This is a genomic window from Streptomyces sp. NPDC088817, assembly GCF_044750345.1.
GTDB lineage: Bacteria > Actinomycetota > Actinomycetes > Streptomycetales > Streptomycetaceae > Streptomyces.
The window spans coordinates 32,430-50,273 of sequence record NZ_JBIVJN010000023.1 but is presented as its reverse complement, the minus strand read 5'-3'; the positions used below and the strand labels follow the sequence as shown (position 1 = coordinate 50,273).

Annotated in this window: 17 protein-coding genes and 1 pseudogene; 6 read left to right on the top strand and 12 right to left on the bottom strand. The window is 72.2% G+C overall.

Translation table 11 applies throughout. The features are described 5' to 3' along the window. Positions 1-25: 25 nt before the first annotated feature. On the top strand, positions 26-1,078 hold the full coding sequence (sbnA, locus tag ACIP4X_RS32570; RefSeq protein WP_391454770.1) for a 2,3-diaminopropionate biosynthesis protein SbnA: 1,053 nt from the start codon (positions 26-28) through the stop codon (positions 1,076-1,078). A 69-nt stretch (positions 1,079-1,147) separates the two neighbouring features. Here sbnA and ACIP4X_RS32565 read toward each other — a convergent pair whose 3' ends face one another. From ACIP4X_RS32565 to ACIP4X_RS32550, 4 genes are all read right to left on the bottom strand, one after another. Further along, positions 1,148-2,884: an MFS transporter gene (locus tag ACIP4X_RS32565; RefSeq protein WP_391454771.1), complete on the bottom strand. Its 1,737-nt coding sequence runs from the start codon at positions 2,882-2,884 to the stop codon at positions 1,148-1,150. A 52-nt stretch (positions 2,885-2,936) separates the two neighbouring features. Further along, positions 2,937-3,395 (bottom strand): MarR family winged helix-turn-helix transcriptional regulator, encoded by a 459-nt coding sequence (locus tag ACIP4X_RS32560; protein WP_401351794.1) that lies wholly within the window; start codon positions 3,393-3,395, stop codon positions 2,937-2,939. A gap of 170 nt (positions 3,396-3,565) precedes the next feature. Next, on the bottom strand, positions 3,566-5,797 hold the full coding sequence (katG, locus tag ACIP4X_RS32555; protein WP_391454772.1) for a catalase/peroxidase HPI: 2,232 nt from the start codon (positions 5,795-5,797) through the stop codon (positions 3,566-3,568). Positions 5,798-5,829: 32 nt separating this feature from the next. Next, on the bottom strand, positions 5,830-6,267 hold the full coding sequence (locus tag ACIP4X_RS32550) for a Fur family transcriptional regulator (RefSeq protein ID WP_358732952.1): 438 nt from the start codon (positions 6,265-6,267) through the stop codon (positions 5,830-5,832). Between the two features lie 416 nt (positions 6,268-6,683). On the opposite strand from ACIP4X_RS32550, the gene ACIP4X_RS32545 reads away from it, so the two are divergent. After that, a complete protein-coding gene (locus ACIP4X_RS32545) occupies positions 6,684-7,550 on the top strand; it encodes a CAP domain-containing protein (protein WP_391454773.1) in 867 nt (288 codons plus the stop codon). Positions 7,551-7,626: 76 nt separating this feature from the next. Here the strand turns inward: ACIP4X_RS32545 and ACIP4X_RS32540 are convergent, their stop codons facing one another. The 5 genes and pseudogenes from ACIP4X_RS32540 to ACIP4X_RS32520 form a co-directional block, all read right to left on the bottom strand. Continuing rightward, positions 7,627-8,556 carry a glycosyltransferase gene (locus ACIP4X_RS32540; protein ID WP_391454774.1) on the bottom strand — a complete coding sequence of 310 codons (930 nt, stop codon included), beginning with the start codon at positions 8,554-8,556 and terminating at the stop codon, positions 7,627-7,629. Beyond that, on the bottom strand, positions 8,546-8,722 hold the full coding sequence (locus ACIP4X_RS32535; protein ID WP_391454923.1) for a hypothetical protein: 177 nt from the start codon (positions 8,720-8,722) through the stop codon (positions 8,546-8,548). Before ACIP4X_RS32535 ends, ACIP4X_RS32540 begins: the two co-directional genes overlap by 11 nt. Before the next feature lie 38 nt (positions 8,723-8,760). Continuing rightward, positions 8,761-10,578 carry a thiamine pyrophosphate-requiring protein gene (locus ACIP4X_RS32530; protein ID WP_391454775.1) on the bottom strand — a complete coding sequence of 606 codons (1,818 nt, stop codon included), beginning with the start codon at positions 10,576-10,578 and terminating at the stop codon, positions 8,761-8,763. Positions 10,579-10,717: 139 nt separating this feature from the next. After that, positions 10,718-11,491 (bottom strand): annotated as a pseudogene (locus ACIP4X_RS32525) (FAD-binding oxidoreductase); the annotation flags it as partial. An 11-nt stretch (positions 11,492-11,502) separates the two neighbouring features. Then, positions 11,503-11,736: a hypothetical protein gene (locus ACIP4X_RS32520; RefSeq protein WP_100567552.1), complete on the bottom strand. Its 234-nt coding sequence runs from the start codon at positions 11,734-11,736 to the stop codon at positions 11,503-11,505. A 225-nt stretch (positions 11,737-11,961) separates the two neighbouring features. Between ACIP4X_RS32520 and ACIP4X_RS32515 the strand changes: the two genes are divergently transcribed. Then, positions 11,962-12,429 (top strand): hypothetical protein, encoded by a 468-nt coding sequence (locus tag ACIP4X_RS32515; RefSeq protein WP_358732946.1) that lies wholly within the window; start codon positions 11,962-11,964, stop codon positions 12,427-12,429. A 14-nt stretch (positions 12,430-12,443) separates the two neighbouring features. Here the strand turns inward: ACIP4X_RS32515 and ACIP4X_RS32510 are convergent, their stop codons facing one another. Beyond that, on the bottom strand, positions 12,444-12,620 hold the full coding sequence (locus tag ACIP4X_RS32510) for a hypothetical protein (protein ID WP_358732945.1): 177 nt from the start codon (positions 12,618-12,620) through the stop codon (positions 12,444-12,446). 334 nt (positions 12,621-12,954) lie between these two features. Between ACIP4X_RS32510 and ACIP4X_RS32505 the strand changes: the two genes are divergently transcribed. Together ACIP4X_RS32505 and ACIP4X_RS32500 are read left to right on the top strand one after the other, a co-directional pair. Continuing rightward, positions 12,955-13,455: an inorganic diphosphatase gene (locus tag ACIP4X_RS32505; RefSeq protein WP_358732944.1), complete on the top strand. Its 501-nt coding sequence runs from the start codon at positions 12,955-12,957 to the stop codon at positions 13,453-13,455. A 208-nt stretch (positions 13,456-13,663) separates the two neighbouring features. Beyond that, complete coding sequence (locus tag ACIP4X_RS32500) at positions 13,664-14,371, top strand: hypothetical protein (RefSeq protein WP_401351787.1); 708 nt, start codon at positions 13,664-13,666, stop codon at positions 14,369-14,371. On the opposite strand, the gene ACIP4X_RS32495 is transcribed toward ACIP4X_RS32500, so the two are convergent. Then, the gene (locus ACIP4X_RS32495) at positions 14,357-15,634 is read right to left on the bottom strand and encodes an MFS transporter (protein ID WP_401351853.1); all 1,278 of its coding nucleotides are present in this window, start codon (positions 15,632-15,634) and stop codon (positions 14,357-14,359) included. The genes ACIP4X_RS32500 and ACIP4X_RS32495 overlap by 15 nt on opposite strands. Positions 15,635-15,825: 191 nt before the next feature. After that, a complete protein-coding gene (locus ACIP4X_RS32490) occupies positions 15,826-16,980 on the bottom strand; it encodes a PP2C family protein-serine/threonine phosphatase (RefSeq protein ID WP_401351784.1) in 1,155 nt (384 codons plus the stop codon). A gap of 106 nt (positions 16,981-17,086) precedes the next feature. Here ACIP4X_RS32490 and ACIP4X_RS32485 point away from each other — a divergent pair, with 106 nt between their 5' ends. Further along, positions 17,087-17,794 (top strand): MerR family transcriptional regulator, encoded by a 708-nt coding sequence (locus ACIP4X_RS32485; protein ID WP_401351781.1) that lies wholly within the window; start codon positions 17,087-17,089, stop codon positions 17,792-17,794. The last annotated feature ends 50 nt before the right edge of the window (positions 17,795-17,844 follow it).

The window sequence follows — 17,844 nt, the reverse complement described above, 5'->3', positions numbered from 1 at the left end:
TCGGCTCAGGCATCAGGAGGCCAGCGTGCCCGTCATATCAGCCCCTCACGCCTTCAACGAAGGCCAACTCTACGTTGATCTCCGGTCGATATTCGGGCGCTCGCTCTACCTGAAGTGCGAGGGCTTCAACTTCGCCGGCTCGATCAAGATGAAGGCCGCGACAGAGATGGTGGAGGCCGCGGAGCGGGACGGCCTCCTGACACCCAGCTCGACCCTCATCGAGTCCTCGTCGGGCAACCTCGGTGTGGCGCTCAGCATGATCGCCGCCAGCAAGGGCTACCGGTTCCTCTGCGTGACGGACTCCCGCTGCAACCTGTCCGCCCGGCTACTGATGGAGGCGCTGGGCAGCGAGGTGCACGTCATCGCCGACCTGGACGCCAACGGCGGGTTCCTCGGCGCCCGGATCGACTACGTCCGCGCGCTGTGCGCCTCCGACGAGCGGTACGTGTGGCTCAGCCAGTACACCAACCCGAACAACTGGGGGGCCCACTACCGCAGGACGGGTCCGGAGATCGCCCGTCAGTTCCCGCGTCTCGACGTGCTGTTCGTCGGCGCGGGCACCACGGGCACGCTGATGGGCTGCGCCCGCTTCTTCCGCGAGTGGCACCGGCCGGTGCGGGTCGTCGCGGTGGACACCGTCGGCTCGGTCGCCTTCGGCGGCAAGCCGGGCAGGCGGATGATCCCCGGACTGGGGATGAGCATGCGCCCGCCGTTGCTCGACGAGTCCTTCGTCGACGAGGTGATCCGGGTCGAGGAGGCCGACACCATCCGCGCCTGTCACCGGCTGGCCCGGCGCGGCTTCCTCTTCGGCGGATCCACCGGGACGGTGGTCAGCGGGGCGGTGGAGTGGCTGTCGCGCAACGACGCCCGCGATCTGACCGCCGTGGCGATCGCCCCGGACCTCGGGGAGCGCTACCTCGACACGATCTACCAGACCTCCTGGCTCGAGGACCTGTACGGCGACCTGCTCCTCGGCGACCGGCGCGGCCAGGGGGAACCCGACCCGGAGGAGGTCACCGCGGGATCCGTGGCCGTCGATCCCCGCTCGCGCGCGCAGGGCGGGTCCCGCGAGCGGTAGCGCCCACCACACGCGCGGGGACCGCGGGGCGGACGTCCGCCCCGCGGTCCCCGCGCGTGTGGTGGGCGGTCAGCTCGCGGCGCCGCGCAGCTCGGACAGCGTGGCCGCGGTCAGCGGCCGGGGCTCGCTGCCGGGGTCGACCAGGACCACCGTGCAGGTGGCGGCGTGGGTCAGGGCGGCGGTGAGACTGCCGTCGGCGAACTGGGCCAGCGGGCCGCGCGGCGAGCGGCCCACCGCCACGGCACGCGCGCCCACCTCGGCGGCGTGCCGGGCCAGGGCGCGGCCGGCCGCCGCGTGGTCGCCGACGCTGCCGAGGATCTGGCCCCGCGCGACGACGCCGTGGGCGGCGAGGCGGTCGAGGTGGGCGGTGACGGTGGCGCGGGCCTGCTCCAGGTCCTCGGCGTCGGCCGTCTGTTCCTCGACGACGGCGGTCTGCTGGACGTGCACGACCTCCAGGGGGCTGCCGGACTCCCGGGCGAGCCGCGCCGCGGCGTCGACGATCACTGCGGCGCCTTCGTGGGCTCCGACGGCGACGACCACGGGCGGCGTGCCGGTGGACGGTGCGGGGCCGACGGGCGTGAACGTCGGCGTGACGGACTCCCCTTCGTCGCGCGTCTCGGCCTGCCGCAGCAGCCGGTGGCCGCAGGCCAGCACGGGTATGGCGAGGAGGAAGGTGGCGGCGCCGAGGTAGAACGGGACGCTCAGGTCGGTGGCGTCGGCGAGCTTGCCGGCGACGTAGGGGGCAAGACCGCCGCCGATGAACCTCAGGAAGCCGTACGCGGAGGAGGCGACGGGCCGCTCGACCGGGGAGACGAGCATGACGGCCTGGGTGGTCAGGGTGTTGTTGATGCCGATGAAGGCGCCGCTGGCGATGACCGCGACGATGACGACGGTCGGGGTGGCGACACCGGTGGCTATGACGGCCATCACGACGCTCAGGCAGGCCAGGTTGGCGTAGAGCACGGGGGCGGTGCCGTAGCGGGCCTGGAGGCGCGGGGCGAAGAAGACGCTGAAGGCGGCCACGAGCAGGCCCCAGCCGGTGAAGACCAGCCCGAGCTGGTGGGCGTCCAGCTCCATCGGGTACGGCGCGTAGCCGAGCATGGTGAAGAAGCCCCAGTTGTAGAGCAGGGCCATGATGCCCATGGTCAGCAGGCCGCGGTGGCGCAGTGCCTTGAGCGGGGCGAGCGGCGAGGTGCGGCGTTCGGGCTTCGGCAGGTTCGGGACGAAGGCCAGGGTGGCCACGAGGGCGATGGCCATGAGGACGGCGACGCCGAAGAAGGGGCCGCGCCAGCTGATGGCGCCCAGTTCGCCGCCGAGCAGCGGGCCCACGGCGATGCCGAGGCCGAGCGCGGTCTCGTAGAGGATGATCGCGCCGCCGAAGCCGCCGCTGGCCGAGGCGACGATGACGGCCAGCGAGGTGGCGATGAACAGGGCGTTGCCCAGTCCCCAGCCGGCGCGGAAGCCGACGATGCCGTCGATGGAGCCCGACGTTCCGGCCAGCGCGGCGAAGACGACGATGATGGCCAGGCCGGTGACGAGGGTGCGCTTGGCCCCGAAGCGGCTGGAGAACCAGCCGACGATCAGCATCGCGACCGCGGTGACGATCAGGTAGCTGCTGAACAGCAGGGAGACCTGGCTGGGCGAGGCGTGCAGGCTCTGGGCCAGGGCGGGCAGGATCGGGTCGACCAGGCCGATGCCCATGAACGAGATGACGCAGGCGAACGCGACGGCCCAGACGGCCTTGGGTTGTTTGAAAGGACTGGCGGCCTTTCCGTGGCCGGCGGACTTGGCGTGCGGTGCACTCATGTGCGCCTCTCCTGTGGGACGGGCTGGGGTGGTCGGCGGTGGCGTGGGCGGGTCAGGAGCCGGCCTGGCGGTTCTCGATGACGCGGGCCAGGGCCGGCAGCGCGACACGCACCGCGCGCTGTTCGGCCTCGGGCAGTTCCTCGATGAGCTGCTGGAGGGCCAGGGCACGTTCCGAGCGGCGCTGCCGGAAGACCTCGAGACCGGCATCGGTGGCCTCCACGAGAACGCCCCGGCCGTCGCTGTGGTCCGCGGTACGACGTACCAGGCCCGCCCGCTCCAGGCGGGTCACGAGCTGGGTCATGTTGGGCTGGGACACGCTCTCGGCCCGCGCCAGCTCGGTCAGCCGGTACGGGCCCTCGCGGCCGAGCCGGGACAGCGCCGAGGAGGCGGCCGTGCTCAGTCCGCCGGCGGTGGCGCTGCGGCGCACGTACCGGACCATCTGCTCGACGGCGATCATCAGGTCCTCGGGCGACGCCTCGGGGCCCGCTGGGTCCATAACCCGCTTATGCATAACTGCATTATGCACTTAGGTGTAGGACGAAACAAGATTCCGCGATCCAGGGAGGCGAACACGCGTCGAGGCCGGCCGGAGCGGGCCGGCCGGCCTCGACGCCATGATCAGCCGATACGGGGCGTGATCAGATGTGTTCGGTTGTCATCACCCGCGATCGGGTTCCGCGGTCAGACGAGGTCGAACCGGTCGAGGTTCATGACCTTGACCCACGCCGCGACGAAGTCCTGGACGAACTGCTCCTTCGCGTCGTCGCTCGCGTAGACCTCCGCGAGCGCGCGCAGCTCGGAGTTGGATCCGAAGACCAGGTCGGCACGGCTGCCCGTCCACCTGACCTCGCCGGTGGCGGCGTCACGGCCCTCGAAGGTGCCGGCGTCCTCGGACACCGCGTGCCACGTCGTGCCCAGGTCGAGCAGGTTGACGAAGAAGTCGTTCGTCAGCACGCCGGGCGTCTCGGTGAACACACCGAGCCGCGACCCGTTGTACGTGGCGCCCAGGGCGCGCAGGCCACCGACGAGGACCGTCATCTCGGGGGCGCTCAGGGTGAGCAGGTTCGCGCGGTCGAGCAGCAGGTACTCGGCCGGCAGCCGGTTGCCCTTCCCGAGGTGGTTGCGGAAACCGTCGGCGGTGGGTTCGAGCGCGGCGAAGGACTCCGTGTCGGTCTCCTCCTGCGAGGCGTCCACGCGGCCCGGGGTGAAGGGCACCTTCACGTCGAAGCCGGCCTCGCCGGCGGCCCGCTCGACGGCCGCGCCGCCGGCGAGCACGATCAGGTCGGCCAGCGAGACCCGCTTGCCGCCGCCCTGGGCGGCGTTGAAGGACTCCTGGACCTGCTCCAGGGTGCGCAGCACCGTCGCCAGCTCGTCGGGGTCGTTGACCTCCCAGCCGCTCTGCGGCTGGAGCCGGATGCGGGCGCCGTTGGCGCCGCCGCGCTTGTCGCTGCCACGGAAGGTGGAGGCCGACGCCCAGGCGGTGGACACGAGCTGCGCCGTCGACAGGCCCGAGTCGAGGACCTTGGTCGTGAGCTCGGCGGCGTCCGCGGCGTCGATCTGCTCGTGGTCCGCCTCGGGCAGCGGGTCCTGCCAGATCAGCGTCTCGGCGGGGACCTCCGGGCCGAGGTAACGCACGGCCGGGCCCATGTCGCGGTGGGTCAGCTTGAACCAGGCGCGCGCGAAGGCGTCCGCGAACTCCTCCGGATTCTCCATGAAGCGCCGGGAGATCGGCTCGTAGGCCGGGTCGACCCGCAGGGAGAGGTCCGTGGTGAGCATCGTGGGGGCGTGCCGCCTGGCCGGGTCGTGGGCGTCGGGGACGGTGCCCGCGCCCGCGCCGTCCTTCGGCCGCCACTGGTGGGCGCCGGCGGGGCTCTTGAACAGCTCCCACTCGTAGCCGAACAGGATCTGGAAGAAGCTGTTGTCCCAGGTCGTCGGCGTGTCCGTCCAGATGCCCTCCAGGCCGCTGGTGATCGCGTCGCCGCCCTTGCCGGTGCCGTAGGTGCTGCGCCAGCCCAGGCCCTGCTCCTCCATCGTGGCGCCCTCGGGGGCGGGGCCGACGTGGTCGGCGGGGCCCGCGCCGTGGGTCTTGCCGAAGGTGTGGCCACCCGCGATCAGGGCGACCGTCTCCTCGTCGTTCATCGCCATCCGGCGGAACGTCTCACGGACGTCGCGGGCCGCGGCGAGCGGGTCCGGGTTGCCGTTCGGACCCTCCGGGTTGACGTAGATCAGGCCCATCTGGACCGCGCCGAGCGGGTTCTCCAACTCGCGGTCGCCGGTGTAGCGCTCGTCGCCGAGCCAGGTGGTCTCGGGGCCCCAGTAGACGTCCTCCTCGGGCTCCCACACGTCCTCGCGGCCACCGGCGAAGCCGAAGGTCTTGAAGCCCATCGACTCCAGGGCGACGTTGCCCGCGAGGATCATCAGGTCGGCCCAGGAGAGGCTCCGGCCGTACTTCTTCTTCACCGGCCACAGCAGGCGGCGGGCCTTGTCCAGGTTGCCGTTGTCCGGCCAGCTGTTGAGCGGCGCGAAACGCTGCTGGCCGGCGCCCGCGCCGCCCCGGCCGTCGCTGATCCGGTAGGTGCCGGCGCTGTGCCAGGCCATCCGGATGATGAAGGGGCCGTAGTGGCCGAAGTCCGCGGGCCACCAGTCCTGCGACGTGGTCAGCACCTCGGCGACGTCCCGCTTGACGGCGGGCAGGTCGAGGCTCCGGAACGCCTCGGCGTAGTCGAAGTCCGCGCCGAGGGGGTTGGCCACCGCGGGGTTCTTGGCGAGGATCTTCAGGTTGAGGCGGTCCGGCCACCACTGGCGGTTCCCGCCGCCCTGGGTGGGGTGCGCCGCACGGCCGTGCGCGACCGGGCAGCCGCCTGCGCCCTCCGTCTTCGCGTCGGTGACGATTGCATCGGGGTTCTCGGACATGGTCTTCCTTCCGGACTGTGCGGATCGCGAGCTCAGGTACTGCCGGAGGTGGAACAGGCGGGGCACAGGCCCCAGTAGATGACCTCGGCCTCGTGGATCGAGAAGCCGTGGTCCTCGGACGCGGTCAGACAGGGGGCGTCGCCCACGGCGCAGTCGACGTCGGCGACGGCACCGCACGAGCGGCACACGACGTGGTGGTGGTTGTCCCCGACGCGCCCCTCGAATCGGGCCGGGCTGCCGGACGGTTCGATACGGCGCACGAGCCCCGCCGCGGTGAGCGCGCGCAGCGCCTCGTAGACGGCCTGCAGGGAGACGTGACCCACGCGTTCGCGCACCCCGGAGGCGATCGCCTCGGCATCGAGGTGATCACCCGCCCGTACGGTTTCGAGCAGTGCCACCCGCACGGCGGTCACGCGCAGTCCTGCGCCGCGCAGCTCACCGGCGGTGGCCTCGGTCCGAGGTCCGGTCATGCGCCGAACCTACGCGCCAGACACGAACGACTCAAGAAAACGAAGGGTCAAAGTCTTGCCGTGTCTCCGTGGCCGAGATCGCGTGGGGACGGGCTCCCGGAACCGGCGGTTCCGTGATATCCGTCACACTCCATCCCGCAACTAAGCATCCTGCCTAGTAGATGCCACTCCGGCGACATAGGGGACATGTCCACCTTCGTGCGGGCGTGCGTCCCGACGGGCCCTCCGGCGCGCGACTCCCCCACCACCGCCGCTCGTGCCACTCCCGTCAGGGCCTTCTGACGTCACGTCAGGAACGGGGAGTCCACGGGAACCGCCGACAGCACGCTCGCGTTCGCTTTCGCAAGGGTCTCGCGAAAGTACGAGGTGGGGTAGTACGAGGGGCCCTTTGCGCCCTTTGCGGAGGCGTCCCAAGAATGACGACCCCCCACCCCGAGCGAGGTCAACGCATGGGCACGCACCGCAAGCAGCAGCACTACCGGCGCATAGTCGTCGCCGCCGTCGCCGTGGGCGCCGTCGCCGTCCCTTCCACCGCACTGGCATGCAACGGCGGTCCGTCCGCCCCCGGAGGCAGCCCCTCCCACGGCGCCGGGAGCGGGCCGGGTGGAGCCGGTGGACTCCGGTCCGGCGGTCTCGGCGTCTTCCAGCCGGGCGGTCCCGGCTGGGGCCGGCACGACGGCCACTCCTTCCCGACCGGCCCCGGTGCACCGGCGTCCCAGGCCGACCCGGCCGCCCCCGCCCAGCCGGGCGCGCCGGACGCGGGTGCCCCCGCGCAGCCGAGTGCCCCTGACGCCGGTGCGCCTGCCCAGCCGAGTGCGCCCGACGCCGGTGCGCCCACCCAGCCGAGCGCGCCCGACGCGAGTGCGCCTTCCGAGCCGGCCGCGTCCAAGGACACCTCTGCCTCGTCCCAGGCCACGGCCCGCGCCGTGGAGCTCGTCAACTCCGAGCGTGCCAAGGTCGGTTGCTCGGCCCTGACCGTGAACGACAAGCTGACCAAGGCCGCCCAGGCGCACAGCGAGGACATGGCGTCCCACCAGAACATGTCGCACACCGGGTCCGACGGGTCCAACCCGGGCGACCGGATCACGCGGGCCGGCTACGGCTGGCAGAGCTACGGCGAGAACGTCGCCTACGGTTACGCCACCCCCGAGCAGGTCATGGCGGGCTGGATGTCCAGCGCCGGACACAAGGCGAACATCCTCAACTGCTCCTTCAAGGAGATCGGCGTCGGTCTCGCCCAGCCCGGCAACTACTGGACGCAGGACTTCGGCGCCGGCCGCTGACCCGCGGCGGCGCACGGGCTCACGCTCGCGCCGCACCCAGTGGTGCGGGCGTCGGTCCGGTCCCGGCCGCGCTCGGTCATCCGGCGCCTCCTCCGAGCGCCCGCCCGTCCAGCAGGCGCGCGGCCCGTTCGACGTGCGGCGGCAGGGTGCGGCGCCGGGCGACGGCGGCCGGCAGCCGGACGGCGGTCTCCTTGAACGCCCGGCGGGCGCCGGGCCGGCCCAGGGCGGCGGCCAGGGCCAGACCGGCGCCGGCCCGCAGGGCGACGGGCCAGGGACGGCGCAGGCAGGTCGTCAGCACCTGGTTGCGGCGGACTACCGCCGAGCGGCCCGTGCGTGCGCCCCGGTCCGGGTGGTGGCAGGCGCGCAGGCCCGGCTCGTAGACGACGCCCCAGCCGCCGGCGGCGAGGTCGTAGGCGAGCAGGGTTTCCTCGCCGCCGAAGAACAGCAGCGGGTGGTAGCCGCCGACGCTCAGGAAGGCCTCCCGGCGCACCACGCAGGCGCAGCCGAGGAAGCCGAGCACCGGGCGGCCGGGGAGGTCCGGCTCGCAGGGCAGGGGCGAGGTGGCGAGGACGGCGTTCAGCGGGTCGTCGGCGGCCTCGTGGCCCACCAGGGTGCGGGCGGCGAGCAGGCCCAGGCGCGGATGCCGGTCCAGGAGGTCGGCCGCGTGGCGCAGGGATCCGGCCGTCCACCAGGAGTGGTCGTCGCTGAAGGCGACGTAGGGGGTGCGGGCGTGGCGGGCGGCGAGGTTACGGCCGAGGGCGCCGGCGTTCGCGTCGGGGCGCAGCAGGCGGGTGATCGCCGGGTGGCCCCGTACGGCTCTCCAGGTGCTGTCGCCGCCGGAGTTGTCGACCACGACGACCGGTGGCCGTTCGGGCAGTGCGGCGAGCGCGTCGAGGGTGCGCAGCACGCCGGCGCACCGGTCGCGGGTGATCACCGCCACCGTGACCCGGGGATCGGGTCCGGGAGCGGTGCCGGGGGTCGTGGCGGTGAGCGGTTCAGTGGACACGGGCGGCCTCCGCTCTGATACCGCGCGGCGCGGGCACACCGGCCGGCAGGGCGCCGGGGTCCGGGGCATGCGGCACCGGCCGCTCGCACAGGTGGGGGCCGGGGAAACCGGCTCCACCGGTCACGGACGCCCGGTTCCGGGGATACGGCAGCGTGTCACCAACCATCGGGGCGCTCCTTGCACGGTGGGGCGGCGGCCCTGTTGTCAGTGGCCGGTGTGGGGGCGGGAGCCGCGGTCGCGGTGGGTGGGGAGGAGTTCCTGGACCTTGGCCTTGAAGCCCTGGCGGACCACGGCCGCGCGGTCGCTGTCGCCCTTGAGGACGGAGGTCGCGGCGGCCTCGATCTGGTGGAGAGTGGCGTGCGGCGGGATGGGCGGTACGGCCGGATCGGTCACGAAGTCCAGCACGCAGGGCCGGTCCGCCGCGAGGGCGGCCTCCCACGCCCCCGTCACCTCGCCGGGCTTCTCGATCCGGATGCCCTCCAGACCGAGCGAGCGGGCGAAGTCGGCGTAGGCGACGTCGGGGATGGACTGCGACGGCAGGAACTGCGGTGCGCCCTCCATGGCGCGCATCTCCCAGGTCACCTGGTTCAGGTCCCGGTTGTTGAGGACGGCGACGACCAGTCGCGGATCGGCCCAGTCCCGCCAGTACTTGGCGATGGTGATCAGCTCGGCCATGCCGTTCATCTGCATCGCCCCGTCGCCCACCAGGGCGATCGCCGGCCGGTCGCCGTGCGCGAACTTGGCGCCGATGGCGTACGGCACGCCGGGCCCCATAGTCGCGAGGGTGCCCGAGAGCGAACCGCGCATGGCGCCGCGCAGCTTGAGGTGGCGGGCGTACCAGTTGGCGGCGGACCCGGAGTCCGCGGCCAGGACGGCGTTGTCGGGGAGAAGGTCGTTCAGCGCGTGGACGACGTACTCGGGGTTGACGGGATCGGCCTCGACGGCGGCGCGCCGCCGCATGACCTCCCACCAGGCCGCGGTGTTCTGCTCGATCTTCTGGCGCCAGCCGTGCTCCCGGGCCACCTTGAGCGATGGCAGCAGCCGACGCAGCGTCAGGGCGGCGTCCCCGACCAGGTTGACCTCGAAGGGGTAGCGCAGGCCGATCATGTGGGGGTCGATGTCGATCTGCACGGCCCGCGCCTGGCCGAACTCGGGCAGGAACTGCGTGTACGGGAAGCTGGAGCCGACGACCAGGAGCGTGTCGCAGTCCCGCATCATCTCGTACGAGGGGCGGGTGCCCAGCAGCCCGATCGCGCCGGTGACGTAGGGCAGTTCGTCGTCGAGGGCGTCCTTGCCCAGCAGTGCCTTGGCGACGCCGGCGCCGAGGTGTTCGGCGACCCGCATGACCTCCTGGCGTGCGCCGCGGGCGCCCTGGCCGACGAGGATCGCCGGCTTCGTCCCGGAGTTGAGGACCTCCGCCGCCCGGGCGAGGGCCTCCTCGGAGGGCACCGGCGCGTAGTGGGACAGGCCCAGGCTGGAGGGCACCATCTTGAAGGCGTGCTCGGGCGGTGTGTAGTCGAGTTCCTGCACGTCGGCGGGGACGATGACGGCCGTCACCGAACGCCGGGCGATGGCGGTGCGCATGGCGCGGTCGAGCACGTTGGGCAGTTGCTCGGGGACGGTGACCATCTCGCAGAAGTCGGAGGCGACGTCCTTGTAGAGGGTCAGCAGGTCGACCTCCTGCTGGTAGGAGCCGCCCATGGCGCTGCGGTTGGTCTGGCCGACGACGGCGACCACGGGGACGTGGTCCAGTTTGGCGTCGTACAGGCCGTTGAGCAGGTGGATGGCCCCGGGTCCCGAAGTGGCCGCGCAGACACCGGGGTTGCCGGAGAACTTGGCGTAGCCGACGGCTTCGAAGGCGGCCATCTCCTCGTGGCGGGCCTGGATGAACCTCGGCCGGTTGTCGGCCCGCCCCCAGGCGGCGAGCAGGCCGTTGATGCCGTCGCCGGGGTAGGCGAAGACGTGCTCGACCCCCCACTCGCGCAGGCGCTGGAGGAGGTAGTCGGAGACCTTGAGGGACATACGGGGAGCCTTTCCGGTCCGGGGTGGTGCGGGGGCTAGGGGGTGCAGTGCAGGCGGTGCACCGCTCCGCGGCCGGCCACTGTCGCGGCGGTGGCCGCGAGGGCGGCGGCGACGGCGGTGGCGACGGCGGTGGCCGCCCGCCCGCCGGCCCGTGACGGCTTCGCGGGGCGCTGCGCGAGACGTTCGGGCCCAGGGAGTCCAGGTTGTAGCCGGAGACGCGGCGCGGGATGTCCGGGTAGCCCTGCCGCACGTCCGCGAGGTACTCGGTGACGATGCGGTCGAGGCCGGCGTAGATCTCGGCTCTGCGGCCGCCCTCCGCCGCGATGCGCGCCCGCTCGTCCTTCGGAGTGGGCCCCACCCACATCCGTGCGCCGTCGTAGGTGAGGATCTCCAGGCGGCGTACGTTGTCCACGGTCTTGCCGTACGCCTGCGCGGACGCGCCGCAGGAGTTGTTTCCGATCATGCCGCCCAGCGCACAGTGGGTGTACGTCGACGGCTTGGGACCGAACTGAAGCCGGTGGCCGGACAGTTGGCGGTTGAGGTCGTCAAGGACGATCCCTGGCTCCACGACGCAGGTGCGGGCGCCGGGATCGACTGACACGAGCCGGTGGCAGTACTTCGTCCAGTCGAGGACCACCGCCGCGTTGGTCGCCTGACCGGCCAGGCTGGTCCCGCCGCCCCGGGACAGGACCGGGGCGCCGAACCGCGCGCACACCTCGACGGCCCGGGCACCGGACTCGACGTCGCGCGGGACGACGACCCCGATCGGGACCTGCCGGTAGTTGGAGCCGTCGGTGGCGTACGCGCCCCTGCTGCCGGCATCGAAGCGGACCTCGGCGTCGGTCTCGGCGAGCAGGGCGGCTGCCAGGCCGGCCGCGTTCGACGCGGCCGGCTGCCCAGGTGCGGGAGTCACGGGGTCAGGGGTCAGCCGGCGAGCCGGCCGCGGAGCAGTTCCTTGCCCATCTCGGCGCCCTTGCGACTGTCGGCCTGCGCCTTGCGGAAGAGTTCGACCAGGTCGGCGTCGTGCTCGCGCTCGGCGTCGTCGATGTAGGTCTCCAGACGCAGCGCGTTGCCCAGGCACTCCTCGACGTACCAGAGCAGGTTGTAGTCCTTGTCCAGGGTGCCGGTGACCTTGCCGGTCTCGGTGTTCCTCGCCATCACGCTCTCCTCCACCGTCGGAATCCGTGGGGCCGGGTCCGCGGCCGGTGATCGTCACGGTCCGTGGCGCGGTCAGCGGCCTCGGCCGTCCGCCCCTCTCGATGACGATGCCCGAGTGCCCAAGGGCGGGAAGGGATATGCCACCTCCCGGCCACGCACTGCCTCGCGGAGGGCACTTCGCCCTGGTGCGATTCGCACCAGGGGGCGGGGGGAACCCGGCCCGACATGTTCGGGAGCATGGTGCGTGGTGGCGCGGCCGGTGCCGCCGGGACGACCGTACTGAACGCCGTGACCTACGCCGACATGGCATGGCGGGGAAGGCCGGCCAGCGAGGTCCCCGCCCAGGTGGTGGACAGGCTCGCGGAGGACCTGGGTCATCCGGTCGCCGGTCCGGACGACGGCCGGGACAACCGGCTCTCCGGCCTCGGCGCGCTGTCCGGTATCGCCGTGGGCGTCGGCACGGGAGCGGCCGTCGCGCTGGCCCGTCGCGCGGGGGTCCGGATGCCCTGGTGGCTGGGAGGGGTGGTCACCGGCGCCCTGGCCATGGCGGCGACGGACGTGCCGATGGCCCGGCTGGGAGTGAGTGACCCGGCCGGCTGGCGGGCCGGGGACTGGCTGTCGGACGCGGTGCCTCACCTGCTGTACGGGCTGGTCACCCACGGCCTTCTGACGGCCGCGGAACGTCGTTCGTGAGCAGGCCGCCCGCGTCAGATGAGGGTCACGAACATGATCACGATCACCACCGCCACCACGAGGTACAGGACCCAGAAGGACCTGAGAGCACCCCTGCCGGCGGGCTCGCTGCCGCCACCGCGTGGGCGGTCCTCCTCGAGGTCGGTGTTCTCAGGACGATCCCGGGTGTAGAAGTCGTCGTCTCCTGCCATGAGCCCATCACTCCTCTCACCGGGAGGCCTTCCGAGTACCCGGTCCACCGGCCGCCGCACCGGTTCGCCGCGGCCGGAACGCGGTGCTCCGTCCGGCGTACGCTGGAGACCTGCCACGGCGATCCGCCGGGCCCGTGCGGAGCGCGCCGAGCGCGTCGATGACGGGGTCCACCGCGACCGGGGCATGATGCCGCTGACGGTCCCTGGTCCACGGAGGTGACCAGGAGGAACGGTGCCCGGGCCGACCGGCCCCGCTCCCCCGGCCACGGCCGCCGGTCCGCCTGTGCGCCCGTGCCTGCCCGGCCCGTACGGCGTGCGCCCTCAGGAGGACACCATGGAGTTCGACGTGATCGTGGAGATCCCCCAGGGGTCCCGGAACAAGTACGAGATGGATCACGAACTGCACCGCATCCGGCTGGACCGGCTGCTGTTCACGTCCACCCAGTATCCGGCGGACTACGGCTACATCGACGGCACCCTGGGCCGTGACGGCGACCCGCTGGACGCGCTCGTGCTGACCGGCGAGCCGACGTTCCCCGGCTGCCTCGTCGAGTGCCGGGCGGTGGGCATGTTCGCCATGAAGGACGAACGCGGCCCCGACGAGAAGATCCTCTGCGTCCCCGCCCACGATCCCCGGTACGCGGACGTGCAGGACATCGACGACATCTCCCTCTTCGACCGGCTGGAGATCACCCACTTCTTCGAGGTGTACAAGGACCTGGAACCCGGCAAGTCCGTCGAGGGGTCGCACTGGGAGGGCCGCGAGCAGGCCTACGCGGAGATCGACGCCTCCCGCGCCCGTGCCGCCGGCGGGAACTCGCCGGTCCACGGCTGACGGCGCCGCGGGACTCCCGGTCGCCGGCCAAAGCCCGCGCGCATGACGTACCGCCGTCAACGCGCGGGCGCATCACGTCACGAAGCAGGCGATCCGCGACCCCGAAACGATCCGAACCACTCAGTACGGGCCATTGGCGAATACATAGCACTTTCCAGCCATTTGCTCATGGCATGTTGACCTCCCCACTTCTTCCCCGGAGGCACGCGTGCCCAACTCTTCCGGCCTCAGGGGCTCGACGCCGGGCAGCATCGCCACCGACATCTGCAACAAGGTCACCGCGACCCAGGGCATCGTCGCCTATCTGGCACAGTCCGGCGTCCTGCCCAGTCTTCTCAACGCCATGCGGAGTGCCGGTGGTCAGTGCCAGCCACCGGAGGGCACGACCATTCCCCTGATCTCGGAAAGCGCCCCCCTCGACTTCCAGCTCCGTCCCGCGGAGACGGCGCGCGCCTACCCGTACATGACCCTCTTCTACGAGACGACGAACGCACCCACGCGGGACCCCCGGGATCCCTACGCCCAGTTCACCCAGGACTTCTCCGTCGTCTTCGGCCGCCGCAGCGCGGACGCCGACGCGGCCAGCGGCTTCGACACCGTGGGCATCGTCTCCAAGGTCGTCGAGAACCTCATGCCCGCCTCCCACGACGTCCAGCCCAACGACATCTACCTGTGGCTCACCGCCCATGGCGTGGCCCAGTACCCCGGCGCGTCGGGCGTGCTGAGACTGGACGACAGGAACAAGTTCCCGCCCGACAAGGCCGTCTACATCCGTGGGATCGCCCAGCCGGGCGGCGCCACGACGACACTGCTCAGCTGCGGAATCCTGCCCGAGCGGCAGAACCCCGAGAGGTGGGGCACCCCGCCCGACACCTTCCCCTGCCCCCGCGAGGGCACCGGCTCACCGTCCGGCTGACGGATCCCCGGCCGTCACCGGGTACGGGCCGTGGCGGCGGCCGCGCAGGGCGATGGCCGCGAGCAGGGCGAGGACGACGGCGGTGAACCACGTCGTGGCGTCGGACAGGTTCAGGGCGCTGCTGGCCGCGCCGAGGCCGACGGGCAGCAGCGCCAGGCCGAGGTAGGAGGCGAGGAACAGACCGGCGAGGGCCTCGCCGCGCCGGGCCGGTGCCGCTGTGTCGGCGACCTGTCCGACGGCGGACTTGAACAGCAGGCCGGCGCCCGCTCCGGCGATGATCCCGGCGAGCAGGAACACGGGCAGGCTGGCAAGACGGATGCCTGCCACGAGGACGGCCATGCCCACGGCCTGGGCGAGCAGCCCGGTGTACCAGCGGGTGCGGGCGCCGAGCCGGCCGGTGCCCGTCTGGGCAGCCGCCGCGGCCGCGAACACCGCGGACACGACCAGCCCGGCGAGCGCCCGGGAGGGGTGGTGCAGGGTGCCGCCGACGAATCCGGGCACCACCGAGGTGAACAGGCCGAACACGGCCATGGAGGTGAAACCGGCCGCGGCGGGGGCGAGGAATCCGGGGTCGCCGAGAGCGGTCCCGGCTCGCTGCGGGCGGTAGGCGGGCCTGACCGCGGGCTTGGCGACCGTCTCCGGCATCAGTGCGATGGCGGCCGCCCCGGTGAGCAGCAGCACGACGAAGACCGCGTACGGCAGCCGGAGCGGCGCACCGAGGTACTGGGCGAGCACTCCCGCGGCGACGGGCCCGAGGCCGAGTCCGCCGATGTTGGCCGCGGTCGACACGATCTCGAACCTCCGTGCCGAGGCGCCGGGTCGGTGGGCGCTGTGCAGCTCCTGGAGGTACGCGGTGGCGGTGGCCGTCAGCATGCCGACGCCGAGACCGGTGACCAGCCGGGCGACGACCAGTACGGGCAGGGCCGTGGCGGACAGGAACAGGGCCGCAGCGAGCAGTTCGAGCCCCAGCGCCGACGCCATGACCTTCTTGCGGCCCAGCCAGTCCGACACGTGCCCGGCGAGCAGGAGGCTGATCAGCACTCCGACCGCGTAGACGGCGAACACGACGGTGACCGTGAACGTGGAGAACCCGTCGTGGGCCTCGTACAGGGGATACAGCGGGGTGGGAACGGTGGAGAACGCCATGGCCGTCACGAACACCGCGGCGACCGTCCAGAACCCCGTGCCGTACCGGAGTACGAAGCCCGGACTCCCGGCCCCACCGGTCCTCCCCCCGGACGCGCGACCCGTACGCGGACCCATCGACGTCAGCGGCATCGGAGAACTCCCATCCTCGACGGCGGATTCCGTCGGCGGCGGGACCGGCCCGGCCCATCGTTCACCGCCTGCTTGTGCCAACAGGCGGGCGGAGGGGATTTTTCCCATGGGGCGCGGATCGCGCGGAGACTTTCCCAGAAGATGACTGTCCGTCCAGGAATCCTTGGTGGGCCACGTCAGACGGTGCCGTGCTCCCGATGGCTGAGGTGCAGACCGCTGTGCGCCGCCGTGGTGCGCCGGATGGCGAGGAGGGCGGCGTCGTCGCCGAGAGCCCCGTCGGCGTGGGCGAGAAGGTCCTGTTCCACGTGCTGCACCAGGGTCCTGGGACCGCACCTGGCCCACTGGGCGATCCGTTCCTCCAGCGGGTAGAAGGCGCGGCTGCTGTCGCGGGCCTCCACCACACCGTCGGTGTAGAGGAGCAGCGTGTCACCGGGCCGGAACGAGAAGGCGTGCGTGTCGTAGGCGCCCGGCCGCAGTCCCGACATGCCCAGCGGAGGCGCCGGACGGGGACTCGTCAGGGAGACGATGTGACCCTGCCTGATCAGGAAGGGCGGCGGGTGCCCGCAGTGGACGACCCGGGCCACCGGGCCGTGCTCGGGGATCTCCAGCAGCAGCGCGGTGATGAAGTGCTCCTGGCCCTCCCCGTCGGCCTCCGGGAATTCGGTGAGGTAGCGGCAGACGCTGCGGTCCAGGGCCTCCGCGAGGGCGGGCAGCGTGGGGTGGTGGTGGGCGGCCTCCTGGAACGCGCCGAGCAGCGTGGCCGCCTCCCCGATCGCGGCCAGCCCCTTCCCCCGTACATCACCGACGATCACACGGGTACGGTCACCGGTGCGCGCCACCGCGTACAGGTCGCCGCCGATGCACGCCTCCTTCTCGGCCGCCAGGTACGAGGACGCGATGTGCAGGTCGCCGAGGTGGTCGGGCAGCGGGCGGAGCAGGGCTCTCTGGGCGGCCTCGGAGACGGACCGCACCTGGGCCAGTTCCGCCTCCCGCCGGTCCCGGAAGAAGCACACGACCATGCAGAAGGCCGAGAGGATCGTGAGCGCGATGAGCTGCGAGATGTGGTTGGGGGCGGTCATTCCCCCGTGGAGGACGGCGAGAAGAATCTGCGCCCCCAGCGCCAGGACCCCGATCAGCCCGGTCAGCAGGTAGCCGCCGAACGAGGTGGTGAGGGCAGGGGCCACGACGAGCAGCGGGCCGAGGTGGACGGATTCCGGCGAGTGGATGTCCGCCAGGGTGATCGCGACGATCAGCACCAGCGGAATCGCCACCAACGCGGGCCGCGACCGCCACGGCTGCCGCGGCTGGGCGAGGTGCTGCCGGATGTGCATGGTTCCAATGTGCCCCATCCGCGCCGAACAGTTCCCCCGGCGATCACCGCCATACTGGATAGTCGCGCGATCCGTTGTCCCGTTCAATCCGTGAGTGAGTGGCTCGATGAAGATCTCGGAACTCAGCCGACGCAGTGGGGTGACCATCCCCACGATCAAGTACTACCTGCGGGACGGGCTGCTGCCCCCGGGCCACGCGACGGCCGCCAACCAGGCCGTCTACGACGAGGACCACCTGCGCCGGCTCCGGCTGATCCGCACCCTGATCACCGTGCGGCACCTGTCGGTCGGCGCGACGAAGGAGATCCTGTCGGCGGTCACGCACGAGGGCGACCTGCATCAGGTCCTCGGGATCGTGATCAACGCCCGTCCCGCCGAGCTCACGGCCGAGGAGGAACAGTTGCCGCAGCCCGCGCCGCCCGGCGCCGCCGACGCGCTTCGGCTGGTGGCCGAGATGGGGTGGGACGTGGACGAGGAGACGTCCGCGATCGGGGAGCTGGGCGGTGTGCTGGCCGCCCTCGCCGACCTCGGGGCGGGCATCGACTGGCGGACGCTGCTGCCGTACGCGGAACTGGTCGACAAGATGTCGAAGCTCGACCTGGAGCAGCTCAGCGGCATGTCCGGCCCGCTGGAGCAGGCCGAACGCGCGGTGGTGGTGTCCGTCCTCCTGGAGCCCGCCCTGCTCGCCCTGCGCCGCCTCGCCCAGGAGGACAAGTCCGGGCGCCTGTTCGGAACCACCGTGTGCGATCGGGACCAGGCGGAGCCGGAGCAGGAGGAACCGGACCCCCACAGCCCCGGCCGGTCGACCGCCTGACCGGGACCCGTCGGACCGCCGTGCTCACGCCAAGCGGTCCGGAGAGGAAG